Source organism: Micromonospora acroterricola, assembly GCF_003172955.1.
Taxonomy (GTDB): domain Bacteria; phylum Actinomycetota; class Actinomycetes; order Mycobacteriales; family Micromonosporaceae; genus Micromonospora; species Micromonospora acroterricola.
This window is the reverse complement of record NZ_QGKR01000073.1, coordinates 1-1,115: the sequence shown is the minus strand read 5'-3', so window position 1 is coordinate 1,115 and position 1,115 is coordinate 1. Positions and strand designations below refer to the sequence as shown.

The following is a 1,115-nucleotide window of genomic DNA, read 5'->3' as shown; positions in this document are numbered from 1 at the left end:
CCGTGGCCCCCGACCTGCCCACGGCGGTGGACGAGATCCTGCGCCGCGCGCGCGCCGTCCGGCCCGCCGTACCCCGTGTCGGACGCGCCGGCACGGTCCTGGTGGTACGCAGCGACTCCATCGGCGACGTGCTGGTCACCGGCCCGGGGATCCGGGCCGTCGCGGCCGGCGCGCAGCGGGTCGTGCTGCTCTGCGGGCCGCGCGGCCGGGCCGCCGCCGAGCTGCTGCCCGGTGTGGACGAGCTGATCGAGTGGCCGCTGCCCTGGATCGACGGCTCGCCCGCACCGGTCGACCCGGCGGACATGCGGGCGCTCACCGGCCGCCTCGCCCAGGTCGGCGCCGACGAGGCGGTCGTCTTCACGTCGTACCACCAGTCGCCCCTGCCCATCGCGCTGCTGTTGCGGATGGCCGGCGTTCCCCGGATCAGCGCGATCAGCGACGACTACCCGGGATCCCTGCTGGACATCCGGCACCGGGTGCCGGTCGGTGTGCCCGAGCCGGAACGGGCGCTCTCCCTCGCCGCCGCTGCCGGGTTCGCGCTCCCACCGGGCGACGAGCCGACCCTGCGCCTGCGAGACGCCGCCACCGTCGCCCTCTCCGGAACGGGGGGTGCGCCGGCCGGCGACTACGTGGTGGTGCACCCCGGATCGTCGGTGCCCGCCCGGGCCTGCCCGGCCCAACGCTGCGCCGACATCGTCGCCGCCCTCGTCACGCACGGCCACCAGGTCGTCGTCACCGGCGGACCCGACGAGCGGGACCTCACCGCCCAGGTCGCCGCGGCCGGCGGCACCGACCTCGGCGGGACCGTCGACCTGGCCGGACTCGCCCGGATCCTTGCCGGCGCCCGCTGCGTGGTGGTCGGCAACACCGGGCCGGCCCACCTCGCCGCCGCGCTCGGCGTGCCCGTGGTCAGCCTGTTCGCCCCGACCGTCCCGTTCGGGCAGTGGGGCCCCTACCGGGTTCCGACCGTCCGGCTCGGCGACGCCGGAGCGGCCTGCCGCGACACCCGCGCGGCCGTCTGCCCGGTCGCCGGCCATCCCTGCCTGTCCGCCGTCGACCCGGCCGACGTCGTCGCGGCCGTACGGGTCCTGGCCCCCGACCCCCCTCGCTGAACC

Annotated in this window: 1 protein-coding gene; it reads left to right on the top strand. The window is 77.8% G+C overall.

Annotation, left to right across the window (positions count from 1 at the left end):
* The coding region (locus DKT68_RS01170) for a glycosyltransferase family 9 protein (RefSeq protein WP_109815585.1) at positions 1–1,112 on the top strand (1,112 nt) is incomplete at its 5' end.
* Positions 1,113–1,115: the final 3 nt, after the last annotated feature.